This window comes from Leptospira sp. WS58.C1 (genome assembly GCF_040833995.1).
GTDB classification, from domain to species: Bacteria; Spirochaetota; Leptospiria; order Leptospirales; family Leptospiraceae; genus Leptospira_B; species Leptospira_B cinconiae.
Genome location: NZ_CP162137.1, coordinates 285,870 through 303,274 on the forward strand (window position 1 = coordinate 285,870; position 17,405 = coordinate 303,274).

The window sequence follows — 17,405 nt, forward strand, 5'->3', positions numbered from 1 at the left end:
AACCAGTCTCGGAGGCAGGTAAAGAATCACAAGTACATTTCAGGCGCCCAGAACTCGGTTACCGCTATCCGAAACAATTTTGGCCTCTTCCCAAGGATCTTGAGATTTTTGAGCCGGTAAGCGGACCCAAATTAGATTTCTCTGGTTCGGTCTTTTGTAAGGGGAGAAGAATGCGGAAAGTGGATAAATTTCCCAGCCTGTTTCCTTCTCCCAAACTTTTAATTTAGAATACGGGTCTTGGCTATGGACTTTAGGGAAGAAAAGAAGAAGGTCATTTCCCTTCTTTGGAAATTTTCGCCGGAGTTCCAATAACAAACAGCCCATGGTCCATCTAAAATTAATCTCCGAAATCGTGCGTAAAACTTCCGTTCCTTCGGATCTATAGAAAAAAGAATCCACGGAACCGAATCCTTCGTAGGTCGGATGGAATTTACAGATCCTTGAAAAAGGTTCAGACATTTCGGAAAGGTAATTTTCAATTTCTGAAAATTCTCCCATCCAAGTCCCTGAATATTTTCCTTTTTGATCGTTGAGTAGAATGGTAGCTTCTTCTATCTTAAATTTTCCGTTTTTCGCGGAGAATAATAAACTGAAATCTTTCGTTCGATCCACCCATGTCTCGATCCGAAAAGGTTCTTTTTTTACTTTTAAGAACATATCCGCCAGGTCTTTTAGTCCCGAGACATCTCTAAATTTCTGAGAACCTGCAAATCCGAACTCGGTCTTAAAAACGAATTTTTGCTCGGAAGAGAAGCGATCTTTTTCATTACGGAGAAACTTCTCCCAATCTTGCCGATTACGAATAGAGTAAGAAAAAAAATTCGGATTGTTCTCTTGGTTCCAATCATTTTGGTTCAATTTAGATCCGTATTCCCTTGCCGTTTCAAGAATAACCGGATCTATCTCTAAATCATTCTTTTCGGAATTCCAACGGGAGATTTTCCCCCATTCTTCCAACTGGATCTCTTTTTTATTTTGCAAAGATTGTTTTCGATTTCTGAGGAGAATAGGTTTTGGGATCTGTACACCCTTCTCCTTCCAGTATTCGATCCAATTTTCCTCCGGTGGTGAATGAGCTAAAACTTTTGCGGAGTCCGGAAATGAATTCAGAACTAAAAAAGAGGATTCTAAAACGGAATTCCTGGCTTCCAATTCTCTCGGAAATAATTTTCCAAGTCGGAGTTCCTCTTCGAAATAGGCATTCGGACGGAAGATTCGAGGCATAATCAGGAAAGAACCCTGGAAAAAATCCTTTTTAGGATCAAGATTAGGGTATAGTCTTTTCGATATTTAGAAGGAAGGCAGTTCTAATGAAAACCCTTATCTTTCTCATAATTTCCCTTTTGGCCGTATTCGTACAAATAGATGCGGCTCCTAAAATCCTGACTATGGAAGAAAGAGAGATCGAACGTCAGATCGAAGCCATCCGTAAGGCTGGGTTTTCGGACATTGAGATAGACAACTTGCACGCTTCTATCTCTCAGAATATCCATCAGATCAATAAGATCCTTCAGATGGATACCACCAAAAAAGCGTTAAGATATATCGGTGACGAGCCGCAGGAATTACCTCAATTCTTAAAAACGGATAGGGATAATAAACCATATCTAGAATTGGACATGGGTTCCGGAGAATCTTTCTGGGACTTCCCTAAAACTTATCTTTTTAACGCTCGTATCTTTATATATCCGGGCACCAATCCTGAAAAACTAGAAAAAATTATTATGCAATTCAAGCGTACAAACTCGAACGGAGAAATTTTCGTAAGAGAAATGCGTAGAGTGATCAATATAGATCCTAAAGGACCTCAGATCGGAAGTGAAGGAAAAAGAACTCCGAACAACAATAAAGAGATCAAATTAGAATATTATTCCAGCTATGATACCGAATTGATCTGGCCGGATACTCCTGTCCAATCTATTGCACCTAGTGTGGAGACCAAACTACATGAGGAAACCAATCCTCTACCTTATAATAAACAAAAACAGATTATCGTAACGTACAAGAAATACCTTCGTAAGGTGGACAAGAATGTTCGCCATAAGTTGAGAGATCTGGAACTCAACCAAAAGAGACTTGTTTCTAAGATGTTGGAATTCCAATAAGAAAAAAGATTAGAACTTTAGAATAAGGGAAAAGGCGAGCCGATCGGTTCGCCTTTTGATTATTGAGAAATATCATAGTATACTGCGGTTTCTACGAGAACTAGAAGAAGGAAAATCTGTGGCAAAATTAGCCGGATCTCTTGTCCTATTTGGACCAGGACCTTTTCGGGAAGTTAATAAACTTCTTAAACGATTATCTTCTATTGCATGACGTTAGTTTTCACTGGTTGGATAACGATTGTTATCCACCTGGGTGAAGTAATGTATCCCATAAACAGGGGTAAGGTCCCTAATTTAAGAATATCCAATGGATCTGAAAACGGATCAAAAAAATGTTTTCGGTTTCTCGCTTGCCTTTTCTTGGCGAAAAGGATTCTATTTACCGATGGCTATCCATTCCGTTTTCGGTAAATTACAATTCAAACCTGGCGAAGGGGAGATTTGTGTTTTATCTTCTCCTTATGAATTCGAACCTGCACTTTCCAGTTTAGGGGCTCCTGTAGATCGAGCGCTAAGGTCCGGAAAAAGATACAGACTCATTCTTGCCTTCGTTCAAACCGAAGTCGAGATACGTAATATCGCCTCAATGGTACCGACTACCTTGGTGGACGACGGGCTTTTATGGTTGGCCTATCCAAAGAAGACCTCCCGAAAATATAATGTATCCATTCATAGGGATGCGGGGTGGGATCCGCTCGGAAAGATCAGTTTCGAAGGGGTTAGATTGATCTCTATAGACGATGATTGGTCCGCACTTAGATTCAGGCATACTTCTCATATTAAGAATACGGAAAAAGATCCGAGCCTTACCGCAAGCGAAGACGGTAAGAAAAGGGTAGCACCGAAGAAAAAACCCTCCAAGAAGAAGGCCGTTCCTAAAAAATCTTCACCCAAGAAAAAAGCAGCATCCAAGTCTCCTAAGAAAAAGGTTAAAAAGAAATAAGAAGGATTTGATTTTTTCGGATCCAGGAATTTTTCTTAGGTTCTCTTACTTCTTTTTGCAAAAAGAAGTCTTTCTTGATATCTATCGGGATAGGTTCTCCATAGGTTCTCTTTTGGAGAATAAAGCGGTATACTTGCATGTCAGAAAAGTTTTCGGGCCTTTTAACCAAATTTATTTTTTATAATATAATCGGTATATTGCTGGTCCTTACTTATTGTACTCCGTCCGTCGATAAAACGCCTTATAAGGAATTAAGGGAACTCGCATTCGAAACGGAATACGATGATATCGGCATCAAAAATCCGAACGGAAAAACGGTCGTCTACGGGATCATTATGGATTGGCCCACCCAAAGAGAGATTGTCACTTTAGTCACATTCCTTTCCGGAGACGCTAGCTTATTTTTAACTTCGGGAGCTTCCTTTATTGGCGGTGGGGGAAGGGAAAGTATCCAAAAAAGTTCCATACGTTTGATCCACAAATATGCTTATCTTTGGAAAGAGGGAAAGAAGGTTCGCTGGACCCCGAATCCTGACTTGGATCAGGTAAGATTCTTTTTTTTAACCACACAAGGTACTTATTATCTGGAAGATACGGTCAGCGAAATAGATTCGGATACTTCTACCCTAACGCCAATGTTTGATGAGGCGCAAGCCGTGATCTCTGAAATAAGAATAGAAGCGGAAAAAGAAAAGGATGATGAGGACGAGTAATCAACTCGCGGAGTCCCTTCTTACGATCAGGTCACTGATCACTTTTTCTTCCGTGAGATATTTGCGATTCAAATACGAGATCGCGTAGTTCAGAAATTTAGGAATTTCTTTACCGGCATCCAATAGGTCCAATTTTGTTTGGGTCAATTCGTCCATCGTCGCCAGAGCCAATTTTCTTTGGCTCTGGTGGGTTTCGAATTCGTCCTCTGTATGGAATTCCGTGCCAGCCACGATCTAAGTATAAGAGTATAGTTTCGTATTTTCAAGCAAAAGCTTGGAAGAAGGAGAACTATTGCCCTCCGTTTTTCTCCCATTCCTTGGCTTTTTCGACCCCTCTTTTTTCGTTCACAAACATGTTGATGATCAAGGAAATAAAGAAGAATACGGCGACCACTAAGAACGCATTTCGTAGATCGAAAATTTTCTGTAATATACCGATCGCAAAAACTCCGATGGCGGCCGCCAATTTTCCGGAAAGACCCCAGAGCCCGAAAAATTCTCCCGATTTGGATTCAGGGGAGAAGATCCCAACAATCGCCCTACTTGCGGATTGGGTGGAACCGACTCCCGAACCTGCTAGAGTTCCAAAGATCACGAACACCCATTGTACGGATATATCCACACCTAGTCCGTTCACAAATCCAGTAATCTCTCTTACGAAATAAATTCCGATCAGACATAGTATCCAAAAGACCAAAGTGATATTAAAAGTTTTTTTGGCTCCGATCCTATCCTGAACGAATCCGAAGAAGATCGCTCCTATCATCGCAAAAAATTGGAGTAAGATAAATAATGCGGTTTCTTGTTCCGATGTGATCTTAATTTCCTGATTTCCGTATAGGAACGCAAACGCGATTACGATTGCAAGAGCAGCCATGGAGAAGAAAAGAGATATCAAATATATGACTAAATCTCTGAAGTAACCGATCGATTTAAGGGTTTCTATCAATTGGCCGAATCCGATCGTAAGATAACTTTTTCCTTCCGGTCTTTCCGCATGCGGTCTATATTCTTTCAAAAGTAAGAATGTCGGAATTCCAGCTAGTAAAAAGAAGAATGCGGTCAGAGGTCCTACGTATCTTAAGGAACCGTAGATGGCAGGATCAATAGAAGGCGCCACGAAAGTTTGGACCAAGAATACGGAAAGTAAACCTCCCATATACCCGATACCCCAAGCATAACCGGAAATTTTTCCTAATTCTTCCTTTGGACCTAAATGTGGTAAGAAGGAAGAAGCAAAGTTTTCTCCGGATGCAAAGAAGAAGTTAGAAAGAATGATCAGAGCAAAACCTAATTCCCAAGAACCAGGAGTGGAAACTAACCAAAGAGCGGCAGTGCTGATTATACAGCTTATATAACTCCAAAAGAGAAACGCTTTCTTTTTCGCGGAGAAGTCGGAGATAGCGCCGAATAAAGGACCGGTTGCCACCACTAATAAATAAGAAAAAAATAAAGCTAAACCAAACAGGAAATTCCCGTCTTCATAAGGATTTGCCGGATTGGAGGAGATTGGGACAATTACTTCCGCGAAAACTCTGCAATAGATAACTGTTATAATTACAGTGGTATAACTAGAATTGGCGAAATCGAACATGCACCATCCGAAAATTTCCCGTAGGGGAGCGCGTTTGGTTACTTGCATTCTGTAGGTTTCCTTTATGGAATTTTCCGCATGAGGATGAGCTTGAAAGTCCAGCTGTCAACGAGAAATATCCCTCCTGGAATCCGTTATACGAACCTTTCTCCAAGGTTCAGGTTCTTGAGACCAGGATGTCAGGAGTATAATTCGTGTACCGAATGGAAAAAAAATTCTCTTGATCCGGGCCTTCTTATGTTTAGCTTGAGTGATGGTTTTGCTTTCGGCGTCCAATAATTAGAAGGCCTAATGAATTCTTCCGACTTTAGTCAAATAGACCTAAATGCCCTGATGCGACCCAGAAAGGTCTGCGTATGCAACCAGGTATCCGAAGAGGATATAACAAATTCTATTCGTCGAGGGAATGACACATTAGGTAAATTGATGAGAGACACGAATTGTTGTACCGGCTGTGGTACCTGTAGAGGAAGAGTTCTCAAATTGCTTTCCGAAACCCTCGCTTCTAAACCTCAATGAGCGGTCGTTTTGTATCCGTAAATATGGCTATTACCTTGGACGGAAAGGTATGCCGCCCCGATGGTAAATGGTACGGTCTTTCTTCCAGAAATGATAAAAGAAGAATGGACCAGATCCGCTCCGAAGCGGACGCTCTTATCCTCGGAAAAAACAGCATACTCAACGATGATCCTGTAACTCACCTCAGATATGTGGAATCGGAGAAGGAACCTAGAGCCATTCTTCTTGTCAGAACAGGAACAATTCCTTCCGATAAAAAAGTATTCCATTTTTCTAAAGTAAAACCGCTGCTATTTTGCACTTCTAATAACGAATCCCAGGTTAGGTCCGAATTATCCGAGTTTGCAGAAATAGTCACACTACAGGGGGAAGATCTGGCCCCGGAGATCATCCTGAACGAATTGGAAAAAAGGGGATATACCAAAATCCTTTTAGAGGGCGGTCCCAGACTGAACGATTCCTTTTTCAGATCGGGACTAGTGGATAGACTTTATCTTACGATTGTTCCATTTTTAATAGGGCAATTCGGATTACCTTCGATCACGGGAGGAGAATTCGCATACCATAACTTTGATCAAGAGATTTGGAAATTGGTATCTTCCGAACTGAAAGAACAGGAAGTATTTTTGATATACGACAAACAAACTAGCCCGGAAGTCCGATGAACGAGCGAAATCATTTTTTGCATAGATGGTTTTTTTTCGGGATCAGAAGTGTCCTGGTATTGGTATTCCTTCTTCTAATCTATTACCAAACCTTTCCGGAAAAAAGGATCTTATTCAGAGAGAACAAACTCATATACCTACCGGAGAATTTAGAATCCGTCCCGCTTGAAAACGATTGGGTAAGATTGGAAGAATTGCCACCCGGAAGTTTGGAATATTTGGTAGAAGTAGAAGATTATAGATTCTATAGACATAGAGGATATTCTTTAGCGGATATTCAATCTTCCATCATACAGGCCGTATTTTTGTTCAGGAGGTTGAGAGGTGCAAGTACTTTGGATCAACAACTTGCCAGGACATTATTTTTATCCAGAGATAAAACATTAACCCGCAAATTGAAAGAGATCCGGATCGCGCAAGCATTGGATGAAGAGCTAGGCAAAAAGGGAGTTTTGGAATATTATTTGAATTTGGTATATTGGGGAAGAGGGCTGAACGGGATCTATAGATCTTCCAAATATTATTTTAATAAACATCCGGGAAATCTACTTCCCAGAGAATTTAAAGCCTTGGTCCAAATATTAAAAAAACCGGATGCGTATACCAGAGAAGAAGTCAGGGAACTTTCTTTAGGGTTTTGAAACTCGAAATCCGAATTTGCGCCTGGGTAAAAACCCGAAAATTCGGCTCTTTTCTACTTACTAAAAACTTCTATTTTTTCTTTGAAAAAAAGTGGACTTCCGAGATTGGTCCGAAATACTGGTTATAGATTCTCGGTGGTTATAGAGAGAGGGTCACACCCGTTCCCATCCCGAACACGGAAGTTAAGCCTCTCATCGCTGATGGTACTGCATGGTTCGCTGTGTGGGAGAGTAGGACGTTGCCGGGTTTCTACCGCAATCATATAGGCCGGATTCATCTCCGGCCTTTTTTATTTCTCCAAACATCTTCCGTAAAATCAAAGCTTACAATTCTCGATGGGTCGATATCATTACGGTTTATTCCGTATCTATCGAATTCTGAACAGGGAGTATAAAGTTTGGAACCCGGCCGATCTACCTAAAGACTATTAGAAATAGTGAATATGATCAATGTAATGTGATCCATGGAATATCGACCGTTCGAAAAAAGATATTTCCAAATGAAATTTTTTTCCAAAATTTGGACCGTATTTATTTTGTAAGCTTGACGATTTAAAGACTCGATAGTAGAATGCGGACCGCTCTGAAGGTATGGACCCGGGGAGTTGATGTTAGATTAGATGGGCATTTTATATCCTAAATTCGGGTTCCAGTTGATGTACTATGGCGGTTGATTCCTGACTGTGCTTGGTCGGGAGGAATTCCCCTCCCGACCCACCTTTTTAAAACGATTCTAATATAATTTTTTTGAAATATAGGAAATTTATTTCGTTTTATTGAACTTACTTGTCCGGTTGAGATCGAACGGAATAAAAAATATTTTTCAGTCGGCGATAATTCAGGATCGCAAATTCTTTTTCGATATAGATCCTTGTCGAACCATTCGATTTAGGAGTCGATAGAATGTATCGTAAACCGATATATCTTTTAAAATTTATAACTAGTATTCTCTTTACAGGTCTACTTCTCATAGGTGGAACTTCTCTTTCTGCCGAGTCCCAATGCCAAGGTTTATCCAAAGGCCAATGTGAATCCGATTCTGATTGTACCTGGGTATCCGGCTATTCCAAACAAGACGGTACGAATGTTGATGCTTATTGCAGGGCGAAACCTGGAAAGGCATCCGATTCAGGAGATTCAGTAAAGAAATCTAAGGCTAAAAAGTCCGAAGATAAGGACGATGACGACGATCAAGACGAGCCTAAAAAGAAAAAATCTAAAAAAGACAAGGATGAGGATAAGGAATCCAAGAAATCTAAAAAAGATAAAGATGAGGACGATTCCGATTCTAAGAAATCCAAGAAGGACAAAGACGATGACGATGAGGGCGATTCCAAAAAACCTAAAAAGTCAAAGAAGTCTAAAAAAGATAAAGACGATGGGGACTCTAAGAAATCTAAGAAGTCTAAAAAAGACAAGGATGATGATGGAGACTCAAAGAAGTCTAAAAAATCCAAAAAGAAAAAGAAAGACGACTAATTCTGAACTTTCAATCTTTTGAAAATGAAAAGACCGGAGCGAAAACCCCGGTCTTTTTTATTATCTACGGACTTTAAGAAAAAATTAAAGATACGCCTCCGGAGGAAGGCAGGAACAAACCAGGTTCCGATCTCCATATACGTTATCTATTCTTCCTACATAAGGCCAGAACTTATGTTCTTTAGTCCAAGGAGCAGGATATGCAGCCTTTTCTCTAGAATATGCGTGGTTCCAATTATCAGAGATGACCATCGCGGAAGTATGAGGCGCATTCTTTAATGGGTTATCTTTAGGGTCCGCTTTGCCTTGTTCGATTTCTTGGATCTCAGCGTGAATAGAGATCATTGCTTCACAGAAACGATCCAATTCTTCTTGGGACTCCGATTCCGTCGGTTCTATCATCAAGGTTCCAGGTACAGGGAAGGACATAGTAGGAGCGTGGAATCCGTAATCCATCAGACGTTTTGCGATATCTTCTACTTCTACCCCGCTGGTCTTTTTAAAAGGTCTTACGTCCAGGATACATTCGTGTGCAACGAATCCGTTCTTTCCTTTGTAAAGCACTGGGAAATAATTCTCTAAACGTTTTGCAATATAGTTGGCGTTTAGGATTGCGGCCTTGGTTGCCTGCTCCAATCCTTCCGTTCCTAAGAGCGCGATGTAAACCCAAGAGATCAGCACGATGCTAGCGCTTCCCCAAGGAGCCGCGGATACCGCCCCATGTTCGTTGCCCGTTCCATTATCTACCAGAGGATGGCCAGGTAAGAAAGGTTTCAGATGTTCTGCAACACCGATCGGTCCGACTCCGGGGCCTCCTCCTCCGTGAGGAATACAGAAAGTTTTGTGCAAGTTCAGGTGGCAAACATCAGCGCCAATATTCGCAGGTCTTGTGATCCCTACTTGCGCGTTCATATTCGCTCCGTCCATATAGACCTGTCCTCCATTCTCGTGGATAATGGAACAGATTTCTTTGATCGGTTCCTCGTACACTCCATGTGTAGAAGGGTAGGTGATCATTAATGCAGCCAGGTTTTTAGAATGTTCTTTTGCTTTTGCTTTCAGATCTTCTAAGTCTACGTTTCCTTCGGAATCGCAGGCAACCACGACCACTTTAAATCCAACCATCGCAGCCGAAGCAGGATTGGTCCCGTGCGCGGAAATCGGGATCAGACAAATATCTCTGTTCTTATCTCCTCTGCTAATGTGATAGTTTCGGATCGCGAGTAATCCTGCATATTCTCCCTGAGAGCCTGCGTTTGGCTGGAGAGAAATTCCCGGGAATCCGGTCACTTGAGAAAGCCAGGATTCCAATTGGGAGAATACGTTCCTGTATCCTTCCGTTTGAGATGAAGGCGCAAATGGATGTATATTAGAGAACTCCGGCCAGGTTACAGGGAACATCTCCACCGTAGCGTTGAGTTTCATTGTGCAAGAACCCAGAGGGATCATGGAAGTCGTAAGAGAAAGATCTCTGGATTCCAATTTTCTAATATATCTCAACATCTTCGTTTCTGTGTGATGAGAGTTGAACACAGGATGTGTCAGATATTTAGAAGTTCGGACAAATTCGTTCGGGATGGAAATTCCTTCTAGCGAAAGATCTATCTTAGAGATCCCGAATACGGAAAGAATATCTTCTAGATCGGAAACTTCTACAGTTTCGTCTAGAGCGATGGCAATTCTGCCATTTCCTAAGTTTCTGAAATTGATCTCTTTTTTGGAGGCAGCATCCAAGTATGTTTCAGCTTTGGATCCTAGATCTAAAACGATCGTGTCAAAGAAGGTTTTGTTTAGAATGGCTAAACCTGCCTTCTCCAAATTTTTTGCCAATGTTTCAGTGAGTCGATGAACTCTAAGAGCGATATCTTTTAAACCTTTCGGTCCATGATATACTGCATACATAGAGGATAGAACTGCTAATAGAACCTGTGCTGTACAAATATTAGAAGTAGCCTTATCTCTTCTGATATGTTGCTCTCTCGTTTGCAAAGAGAGTCTAAGTCCCGGATTTCCTTGGCTATCCTTGGATACTCCTACAAGTCTTCCGGGCATATTTCTTTTAAATTCGTCTTTGGTAGCAAAATAACCTGCATGAGGTCCGCCGAATCCGTAAGGTAATCCGAATCTTTGGGAACTTCCTACGGCGATATCCGTTCCGAATTCTCCGGGAGCCTTTAGAACTGTAAGTGAAAGTAGATCGGCAGCACAGATGGTTAAAGCTCCGACAGTGTGGGCCAACTGGAAGAAACTTTCATAATTATATATTGTTCCTTCCGTTCCCGGATATTGCACTAATACGGCAAAATAATCTTCATTTAGTTCTGCGTTTAAATGGCTTCCAACTTTAACTTCGATCCCAAGTGGAAGCGCTCTGGTGCGAACCACATCGATCGTTTGAGGATGGCATAACTCGGAAATAAAAAGTAATTTGGATGTTTCGTTTTTGCGAATTCCAAAAGCTAAGAATACTGCTTCTGCGGCAGCTGTAGCTTCGTCCAAAAGGGAGGCGTTTGCGATCTCCAAACCGGTTAGATCCATAATCATGGTTTGGAAATTGAGAAGTGCCTCTAATCTTCCTTGGGAAATTTCCGCTTGGTAAGGAGTATAGGCAGTGTACCAACCCGGATTTTCCAAAATATTTCTTTGTATAACTCCAGGCATTACGCTGGCTTGGTAACCGGAACCAATATAAGAACGATATAACTTGTTCTTAGAAGCGATCTTTTTCAGATCATTTAAGATCTTTCTTTCGGTAGATGCCTTAGGAAGATCCAGGGCTTTTTCCAAACGAATTCCTTCCGGAACGGCTTTTGCCACCAATTCATCCAGTGCTGACAATCCAAGAGTGGACAACATTTCCTTGGTCTGATCTTCATCAGGACCTATATGCCTTCTGGGAAAAGTATCCAAAGGATCGAGAGGGTTCTTCATTTCAGTTTGTTTGCCGGATCCGTTCCAAGTTGCCGTACTCATTCTATTTTCCTAATCCAGTTTGCTCACGAATTCTCTGTAAGATTCGGGATCTAATAATTTCTCCAATTCGGAGGGGTTGAACCCTTTCACTCGGATCATCCAAGACCCGAATGGGTCCGAATTCACTGCTGCCGGGTTTTTGGAAAGGTTGCCATTAACTTCGACTACTTCTCCGCTGATAGGAGCGTATAAATCTTCCGCTGCCTTTACGGATTCGATTGTTCCGAATGTATCTAGCTGTTTGATCGATTTTCCCACTTTTGGAAGGTCCACAAAAACGATATCTCCAAGTGCCGCTTGGGCATAGTCAGAGATCCCAATTAGTGCGGTATCTCCTTCTACCTTTACCCATTCGTGTTTTTCTGTGAACTTGTAGCCCGGAGGTGCGTTAGTTACTGCCATTTGAAAATCCTTAGTTTAATTTTTCCGAATGCTTCCCGGAATGAAAGATTGGGTGAATATGATTGCGGACTTTGCTTGTCCTCTGATCTCGATTTGGATCGATTCTCCATGTTTGATCTTTTCAGAATCTACGAGCGCAAGCCCTATTCCTTTTTTTAAGGAAGGGGAGAAGGTACCGGAAGTCGTGATACCTATATTTTTACCGTTCGAATCCAAGACAGGCATATTCTCTCTTGGGACTCCAGCTTCCTGAAGTTCGAAGGCCACGACCTTTTTTTTAGGTCCTTCTTTTTTTTCTGAGATGATCTCTTGGTATTTTGGATAAGGTGTTTTCTTTTCTTTTACGATCCAGCCTATGCCGGACTCGTTTGGACTTCTATTCTCGTCCAACTCATGACCATAAAGAGGATATTTTGCTTCTATCCTAAGTGTGTCTCTCGCGCCTAAACCTACGGGAAGAAGTCCGTCTTTTTTTCCGAATTCCAAGAGTTCCTTCCAGATCTTGACACCCGTTGCATTGGAGCTATAAATCTCGAATCCGTCTTCGCCAGTATAACCTGTCCTAGAAAGGATGAGATCCTCTCCTGAAAAGGGGAATAACACGAATTTATAATATCCGATATGACTTAGATCCGATTGGAAATAAGAAGAAAGAATGGGATCCGCTTTGGGTCCTTGGATAGCGATCTGATGCCAGTTTGCACTTTGGTTCTCTAACTTTACGGAACTCGGAACGTATTTTTTTAGATACTCGTAAACCGAATCCACATTGGATGCGTTTGCACAGATCATGTATTTTTGATCGTTGAACTTGTAGAGGGTGATATCGTCTACCAGTCCGCCTTTCTCATTGATGATCGCGTTATACTGCACTTGTCCATCCGTTAGAGAAGAAACCGAATTGCAGGTAACGGATTCCAGAAAACCGAGGGTGATGTCGGGCGGACCTTCGACAAAAATTTCTCCCATATGAGAAACGTCGAATAGACCGGCAGCTTGTCTAGTCGCTGTATGCTCGGCTATGATTCCTGAATATTGAACAGGCATATCCCAACCGCCGAAAGGGATCATCTTAGCGCCTAAAAGTTTATGCTCCTCATACAGAGGTGTGGTTTTCCATTGGGACATAAGCGTTTGGGGCCATCATTTCATCATAGTCCCTAGGGAAAAACAATTTTAGGCCCCTTTAAAAAAGATTTAAAGGCTTTCTTTAGAACGGTTCGAGAAGAAGGTCCCGGGTTCGGTAAGCGCTCCAACAAATCTCACACTGACGAAATTTGGGCGGCAGAGTTAAGAGATCATTCTTTCAATTTTTTTCTGACATAGATCACTTTGTCTACTTCAGCTATGAGTTTGCCGGTCTTTATATCTACGACCTGCGCGGTGAAAGTAACGTCCATTTTTCTTTTGCGATCCGTTTCTTCTTTGATCTTTTGTATTTTTTCCTTAGGGATATGGAACTCTGCTCTTACGGTTCCTTCTCCCGGCTTGAGGAATCTTATTGTCGCTGCTTTGTCCCAGACTAAATATCCGGGTCCTAAATGTTCGATCAGGATCAACATATAAAAAGGATCGCACATGGAGTAAAGAGATCCTCCGAATTGTGTTCCCACGTAGTTCTTATTAAAAGGAGTGAGTTTCATTGTGGTGGAGAATAAGGTTCTCTCTTTATTCAAGGCTTTTACCTTGATCCCGGCTCCAAAATAAGGAGGGTAGAAATTGAAAAAATGAAATTTAAGTCTTTGTAAAAAACCCGGTTGGGACATAGAAGATTCCTGATCTTTATTTCTAATTTTGTCCCAAACTAATAGGAGGCTCAAAAATCCGAGCTATTTTTGAAGAATATAATTGGTTTGTAAGACGGATCGATATCATACTCATATCCGAAAATTCTTGCTAAGAACGTACCCTTCTGATAGCAAGTAGAGGCTAAAATTTATACAGAATTCCCGGAGGGGGAATGAACCCGAATCAAATTGTGAAGAAAATCCAACCCTACCTAATTTCGATCCTTCTAATCTATTCCGTTATTTCTTGCGGAACCGTTGCCGAATATAAGATCGCATATAAAAAGCCGGAAGTAATCTCCAAAACCAGAGGACTGGTTGCGGGAATTTCCAAGGTGGACTTAACTCCTCCTCCCGGTTTACCTTTGGCAGGTTATTCCAAAATGGCCGAGACCGAAAAAGGTTTCCGCACCCGTCTTTATGCTAGGATTTTCTATATTAGAAAAGATGCAAATGAACCTGTTGTATTGATCCAAAGCGATCTTCTTTCCGGATCTCTTTTGATCCATCACTTGTTAGCGGAACGTTTGGCATCAAAAACGGATATTTCCTTTGGTGGAATCGTATTTGCCGGAACACATACTCATTCCGCTCCAGCTAACTTTTACGATAATAATTTTTACAACGAATTCGCTTCAAATAAACCTGGATTCGATAAGGGTTGGACCGAGTTCGTACTGGATCGTTTGACGAGTGGGGTAGAAGAAGCTTACAAGTCCGCAAAGCCGGCTAAGATCGCATCCGGAAAAACAGCTATTTGGGGACTGACCAGAAACAGATCCTTGGATGCCTACCGCGCTAATAAAAATTCAGGATTCGAGGAATTAAAACCCGAGATCCAATACCAAGCAATCAATCCCGATCTAGTAATGATCCGTATCGATGCACAAGACAAAGACGGAAGATATAAACCTCTCGGGGCATTCTCCACATTCTCCGTACATGGGACCACAGTTCCGGATTCCAACGATGTTGCAAACGCAGATGTGTTTGCTTACCCAACTCGGATTTTAGAAAAGAAGATACGTAAAGATTTTAAACCAAGCTGGGATCCGATCCATGCTCTGAACAATTCCACGCATGGGGACAACTCTCCCGATTATCGCGAAGACATGCAAGGTTTTATAGAATCCCGAAGAATAGGAGAAGCAATCGGAGAAGAAGCGGCCAAACTTTTCGATTCCTTGCAAAATTCTTTAAGTACGGATGTGAATCTTTCCTTTAATACAAGAGAAGTAGATCTATACGAAAACCAAAAGATAGGAGACGCTGAAATTTGTGATCGTCCTTATGTGGGAACCGCATTAACGGGTGGAGCAGAAGACGGACTTACACCGGTGCTGAACTGGTTGCCATTCTTTGCGGAAGGTTGGCCTCGTTGGTTTTTGACTGGCGGCTGCCAAGGTCATAAAAGGATCGTAGGTTTCAAATATCTGCAACCCATCGTTTTACCTAAATCCAAATTCCCTCATAAACTCCTTTTGCAGTCCGTGAAAATTGCGGATACACTTCTTCTTCCTGTTCCTTTCGAAGTTACTAAAGAATCCGGCAAAAGATTTGTGGATGAGGCATTAAAATCCAGTTCTCAACCGATCAAAAACGCATCCGTGATCAGTTGTGCAAACGGATATTTCGGTTATGTAACTACTGCCGAAGAATACACCCGCCAACATTATGAAGGTGGTCATACTCTGTATGGTCCAGGCACTCAACCGTTCTTACAGGCACATCTTGCAGACTTGACCAAAAATCTTCCTGCAGCAGGAGGAAAAGAATCTTTTCCTGCTTCTTGGAATTACGAATTGGATCGCTCCGATCGTTATCCTGAAACTGAAAAATCGGAAGGAGTAAGGGAATTGGTGGATTCTCCCGAGCTGATCTTAGCGGAAGAAAATCTGGAAAAACATTGGGTCTTCCGTTATAAAGATGTGGGTAGTTCTGAAATTTCCTTACATGAATCCTTAATTTCTATTGAATACAAAGAAGGTGCTTCCGATTGGAAAGAATTAATTCAGGATGGAGAACCCGTAGACGATAAGGGAGTGGATATAGAAATCAGGAAAACTTCCAATTCCGGCAAAGGAATGGCAGTTTACCAAGTTCGTTGGTACAACCCGGAACAAAATGCAAAACGAAAATATAGATTTGTAATCCATCCTCGTGCAGGCCAGGCCAAGTTCGTTTCTCCGGAATTCTGATCAAATTTTTGACTTTGCGTGAGGATTTGATCTTGCGCAAAGTTTTCCTCTCTCAACTTTTTCCCTTTCCCGGAGAATCGATTTTAAAAGGATATCTCTATGGATTGGAAAATTTCCAAGTTTAAATCGGGCAAACCTCTCCGATGGGAATTTCTAATTCCTCCCGGTTCTGCTAGAGAAACGGAAACTTTGCTTTCTCAAATTGTTTCCGATCCATTTCTTCCTAGAAATCATACTCCCGAGTTTAAGGTCTTTCCGGAGAAGTTCGTATTAGAAAAAACGAATTTTCGTCAAGCGTTGGAAGTATTAGTGAGAATTCCCTGGATCCGGGATTTTCGTTTGAACCTGGGCAAATTCACTTTAGATGAAAAATTTACCTTCTCCGGTTTGATTGAAACTTTGAGAGAAAATGAAATTTTACCGGAAGGTTGGGGAATAAACTTCCATCCGCAAGTGCGGGGAAGAAAAGAAATCTCCAGAGAAGAACTACGTTCTTTTTGGGAAGAGTCGTATCCTGAATTCGGAGATCCAAATCCGAAGAACACCGAACTAAACGCGCTTGCTCTGGGAGATAGTATTATACTTTCTTTAAGTTTAGCTGGCGCTCCTATTTTCCAAAGAGGAAATTTTAAACCTTTATCCAAATCAGCGCCGGTCAGGGAAGATACTGCCGCCTTTCTTTTACATTTGTTAAAAAGGCAGATGCCGGAGCCGGATGCTGTTTTGGTACCTTTTGCCGGTTCGGGAACATTTATCTGGGAATCCGCTTCTTTACTTTTTAAATTAGGTTTCCCTCATTTGGATCGAGACTATATGTTCCAAGAGATGAGGGAATTCCCCTCACCTAGTTGGGAATTTTTGAAACGTAAGATCGGTCCGGAAGAAGGAAGTAAAAAACACATATTTTGGTACAATGATTCCGAGCCCGAAATTTTTTCCTATCTAAACGATCGAAAAGAAGAATATCAGAAATTTATAAAACAATTTCCGTTAAATCCGGAAAATCGATTTATTGGGATAGAAGGGGACTTCTTTTCCTTATCTCCAAGAGAAGTCTGGGAATCCGCAGGAAGACCCGAAAAGATCTGGATGCCTCTTAATCCACCTTACGGTTTGAGAATACAAAAAGGTTCCGATCTGGGATTGTACAGACGTATTGCGGAGACTCTAAAAGTTTGGTGGGAACTTCCGGGAGAAATTTCCGGTTTTATTCTTTGTCCTGATGAAGAGACCTGGTCCTCTTTTTTGAAAGGAATTCATTCCAAATTACAAACAGTTCATATTACCCACGGTGGCCTGGACCTTCGGGCGGTTTATTTTTGATTAAAGTAGAAGGGAATTTTCCTCCGTTCAGATCCGTTTTTTCCTTTTAGGATAGGAATTAAA

16 protein-coding genes and 1 rRNA gene are annotated in these 17,405 nt (G+C 41.5%); 10 read left to right on the plus strand and 7 right to left on the minus strand.

The genetic code is table 11. From position 1 onward, the window contains the following. Window positions 1–39: 39 nt before the first annotated feature. The gene (locus tag AB3N61_RS01390) at window positions 40–1,224 is read right to left on the minus strand and encodes a hypothetical protein (protein WP_020769730.1); all 1,185 of its coding nucleotides are present in this window, start codon (window positions 1,222–1,224) and stop codon (window positions 40–42) included. Window positions 1,225–1,310: 86 nt separating this feature from the next. Here AB3N61_RS01390 and AB3N61_RS01395 point away from each other — a divergent pair, with 86 nt between their 5' ends. The 3 genes from AB3N61_RS01395 (at window position 1,311) to AB3N61_RS01405 (ending at window position 3,761) form a co-directional block, all read left to right on the plus strand. Next, on the plus strand, window positions 1,311–2,105 hold the full coding sequence (locus AB3N61_RS01395; protein WP_367898296.1) for an LIC13212 family protein: 795 nt from the start codon (window positions 1,311–1,313) through the stop codon (window positions 2,103–2,105). A gap of 385 nt (window positions 2,106–2,490) precedes the next feature. Then, window positions 2,491–3,048, plus strand: a complete 558-nt coding sequence (locus AB3N61_RS01400) for a hypothetical protein (RefSeq protein WP_036089641.1) — start codon at window positions 2,491–2,493, stop codon at window positions 3,046–3,048. A gap of 137 nt (window positions 3,049–3,185) precedes the next feature. Then, window positions 3,186–3,761 carry a hypothetical protein gene (locus AB3N61_RS01405; RefSeq protein WP_020769795.1) on the plus strand — a complete coding sequence of 192 codons (576 nt, stop codon included), beginning with the start codon at window positions 3,186–3,188 and terminating at the stop codon, window positions 3,759–3,761. Here the strand turns inward: AB3N61_RS01405 and AB3N61_RS01410 are convergent, their stop codons facing one another. Beyond that, window positions 3,762–3,992, minus strand: a complete 231-nt coding sequence (locus AB3N61_RS01410; RefSeq protein ID WP_036089500.1) for a hypothetical protein — start codon at window positions 3,990–3,992, stop codon at window positions 3,762–3,764. A 58-nt stretch (window positions 3,993–4,050) separates the two neighbouring features. Then, on the minus strand, window positions 4,051–5,403 hold the full coding sequence (locus AB3N61_RS01415) for an MFS transporter (RefSeq protein ID WP_367898297.1): 1,353 nt from the start codon (window positions 5,401–5,403) through the stop codon (window positions 4,051–4,053). A gap of 243 nt (window positions 5,404–5,646) precedes the next feature. Here AB3N61_RS01415 and AB3N61_RS01420 point away from each other — a divergent pair, with 243 nt between their 5' ends. The 5 genes from AB3N61_RS01420 (at window position 5,647) to AB3N61_RS01440 (ending at window position 8,659) form a co-directional block, all read left to right on the plus strand. Further along, window positions 5,647–5,874 carry a bacterioferritin-associated ferredoxin gene (locus AB3N61_RS01420; protein WP_081603584.1) on the plus strand — a complete coding sequence of 76 codons (228 nt, stop codon included), beginning with the start codon at window positions 5,647–5,649 and terminating at the stop codon, window positions 5,872–5,874. Beyond that, window positions 5,871–6,539, plus strand: a complete 669-nt coding sequence (locus tag AB3N61_RS01425) for a RibD family protein (protein ID WP_367898298.1) — start codon at window positions 5,871–5,873, stop codon at window positions 6,537–6,539. The genes AB3N61_RS01420 and AB3N61_RS01425 overlap by 4 nt, the downstream gene beginning before the upstream one ends. Then, window positions 6,536–7,180 (plus strand): biosynthetic peptidoglycan transglycosylase, encoded by a 645-nt coding sequence (locus tag AB3N61_RS01430; protein ID WP_367898299.1) that lies wholly within the window; start codon window positions 6,536–6,538, stop codon window positions 7,178–7,180. The genes AB3N61_RS01425 and AB3N61_RS01430 overlap by 4 nt, the downstream gene beginning before the upstream one ends. 131 nt (window positions 7,181–7,311) lie before the next feature. Continuing rightward, window positions 7,312–7,428: ribosomal RNA gene (gene rrf, locus AB3N61_RS01435) — 5S ribosomal RNA — on the plus strand. Window positions 7,429–8,083: 655 nt separating this feature from the next. Next, entirely contained in the window at window positions 8,084–8,659 is a 576-nt protein-coding gene (locus tag AB3N61_RS01440) for a hypothetical protein (RefSeq protein ID WP_367898300.1), read from the plus strand. A gap of 84 nt (window positions 8,660–8,743) precedes the next feature. Here AB3N61_RS01440 and gcvP read toward each other — a convergent pair whose 3' ends face one another. The 4 genes from gcvP to AB3N61_RS01460 form a co-directional block, all read right to left on the minus strand. Next, a complete protein-coding gene (gene gcvP, locus AB3N61_RS01445; RefSeq protein ID WP_367898301.1) occupies window positions 8,744–11,632 on the minus strand; it encodes an aminomethyl-transferring glycine dehydrogenase in 2,889 nt (962 codons plus the stop codon). Window positions 11,633–11,641: 9 nt separating this feature from the next. After that, a complete protein-coding gene (gene gcvH, locus AB3N61_RS01450; RefSeq protein ID WP_020769605.1) occupies window positions 11,642–12,034 on the minus strand; it encodes a glycine cleavage system protein GcvH in 393 nt (130 codons plus the stop codon). Between the two features lie 15 nt (window positions 12,035–12,049). Then, a complete protein-coding gene (gene gcvT / locus AB3N61_RS01455) occupies window positions 12,050–13,162 on the minus strand; it encodes a glycine cleavage system aminomethyltransferase GcvT (protein ID WP_020769573.1) in 1,113 nt (370 codons plus the stop codon). A 170-nt stretch (window positions 13,163–13,332) separates the two neighbouring features. After that, entirely contained in the window at window positions 13,333–13,800 is a 468-nt protein-coding gene (locus AB3N61_RS01460) for a YiiD C-terminal domain-containing protein (RefSeq protein WP_367899038.1), read from the minus strand. Window positions 13,801–13,994: 194 nt separating this feature from the next. Here AB3N61_RS01460 and AB3N61_RS01465 point away from each other — a divergent pair, with 194 nt between their 5' ends. After that, window positions 13,995–16,019, plus strand: a complete 2,025-nt coding sequence (locus AB3N61_RS01465; RefSeq protein ID WP_367898302.1) for a neutral/alkaline non-lysosomal ceramidase N-terminal domain-containing protein — start codon at window positions 13,995–13,997, stop codon at window positions 16,017–16,019. A gap of 99 nt (window positions 16,020–16,118) precedes the next feature. Beyond that, window positions 16,119–17,342 carry a hypothetical protein gene (locus tag AB3N61_RS01470; protein WP_367898303.1) on the plus strand — a complete coding sequence of 408 codons (1,224 nt, stop codon included), beginning with the start codon at window positions 16,119–16,121 and terminating at the stop codon, window positions 17,340–17,342. Window positions 17,343–17,405: the final 63 nt, after the last annotated feature.

Excerpts from the sequence above, each read along its gene's own strand:
- AB3N61_RS01390 (WP_020769730.1), bottom strand. The coding sequence starts at position 1,224 with ATGCCTCGAATCTTCCGTCCGAATGCCTATTTCGAAGAGGAACTCCGA.
- AB3N61_RS01395 (WP_367898296.1), top strand. The coding sequence starts at position 1,311 with ATGAAAACCCTTATCTTTCTCATAATTTCCCTTTTGGCCGTATTCGTA.
- AB3N61_RS01400 (WP_036089641.1), top strand. The coding sequence starts at position 2,491 with ATGGCTATCCATTCCGTTTTCGGTAAATTACAATTCAAACCTGGCGAA.
- AB3N61_RS01405 (WP_020769795.1), top strand. The coding sequence starts at position 3,186 with ATGTCAGAAAAGTTTTCGGGCCTTTTAACCAAATTTATTTTTTATAAT.
- AB3N61_RS01415 (WP_367898297.1), bottom strand. The coding sequence starts at position 5,403 with ATGCAAGTAACCAAACGCGCTCCCCTACGGGAAATTTTCGGATGGTGC.
- AB3N61_RS01420 (WP_081603584.1), top strand. The coding sequence starts at position 5,647 with ATGAATTCTTCCGACTTTAGTCAAATAGACCTAAATGCCCTGATGCGA.
- AB3N61_RS01425 (WP_367898298.1), top strand. The coding sequence starts at position 5,871 with ATGAGCGGTCGTTTTGTATCCGTAAATATGGCTATTACCTTGGACGGA.
- AB3N61_RS01430 (WP_367898299.1), top strand. The coding sequence starts at position 6,536 with ATGAACGAGCGAAATCATTTTTTGCATAGATGGTTTTTTTTCGGGATC.
- AB3N61_RS01440 (WP_367898300.1), top strand. The coding sequence starts at position 8,084 with ATGTATCGTAAACCGATATATCTTTTAAAATTTATAACTAGTATTCTC.
- gcvP (WP_367898301.1), bottom strand. The coding sequence starts at position 11,632 with ATGAGTACGGCAACTTGGAACGGATCCGGCAAACAAACTGAAATGAAG.
- gcvH (WP_020769605.1), bottom strand. The coding sequence starts at position 12,034 with ATGGCAGTAACTAACGCACCTCCGGGCTACAAGTTCACAGAAAAACAC.
- gcvT (WP_020769573.1), bottom strand. The coding sequence starts at position 13,162 with ATGTCCCAATGGAAAACCACACCTCTGTATGAGGAGCATAAACTTTTA.
- AB3N61_RS01460 (WP_367899038.1), bottom strand. The coding sequence starts at position 13,800 with ATGTCCCAACCGGGTTTTTTACAAAGACTTAAATTTCATTTTTTCAAT.
- AB3N61_RS01465 (WP_367898302.1), top strand. The coding sequence starts at position 13,995 with ATGAACCCGAATCAAATTGTGAAGAAAATCCAACCCTACCTAATTTCG.
- AB3N61_RS01470 (WP_367898303.1), top strand. The coding sequence starts at position 16,119 with ATGGATTGGAAAATTTCCAAGTTTAAATCGGGCAAACCTCTCCGATGG.